Below are 437 nucleotides of genomic sequence, written 5' to 3'. Positions count from 1 at the left end.
TCGGGCACGATGTGGGCCGGGGTCACGGCGGGGTTGGCGGGGACGTAGTTGTCGGCGGGGCCGAGATAGTTCGGCTGGAAGAAGATGAACCACGCGAACAGGATCATGAACGCCACGGTGGCGAACACGGCCTTGACCGTCGCGTAGGGGGTGAAGGGCACCGCGTCCTTGCCCGACTTGATCGGGATGCCGGCGGGGTTGTTCTGCCCGGTCACGTGCAGCGCCCAGACGTGCAGCACGACGACGCCGGCGATCATCCATGGCAGCAGGTAGTGCAGCGAGAAGAAGCGGTTCACCGTCGGGTTGCCGACCGAGTAGCCGCCCCAGAGCAGGCTCTGGATGGTGTCGCCGACCACCGGGATCGCCGCCAGGATGTTGGTGATGACGGTGGCGCCCCAGAAGCTCATCTGGCCCCACGGCAGGGTGTAGCCGAGGAA

At 66.6% G+C, this 437-nt stretch carries 1 protein-coding gene; it reads right to left on the bottom strand.

Annotated elements, in window-relative coordinates:
• The coding region (locus tag OWC48_RS46710; protein WP_282526024.1) for a cytochrome b N-terminal domain-containing protein at positions 1-437 on the bottom strand (437 nt) is incomplete at both ends.

The sequence above is a fragment of the Bradyrhizobium sp. Arg816 genome, assembly GCF_029989365.1.
Lineage (GTDB): Bacteria > Pseudomonadota > Alphaproteobacteria > Rhizobiales > Xanthobacteraceae > Bradyrhizobium.
Note: the sequence above shows the minus strand (reverse complement) of the source record. Positions and strands in the feature narration are given on the sequence as shown.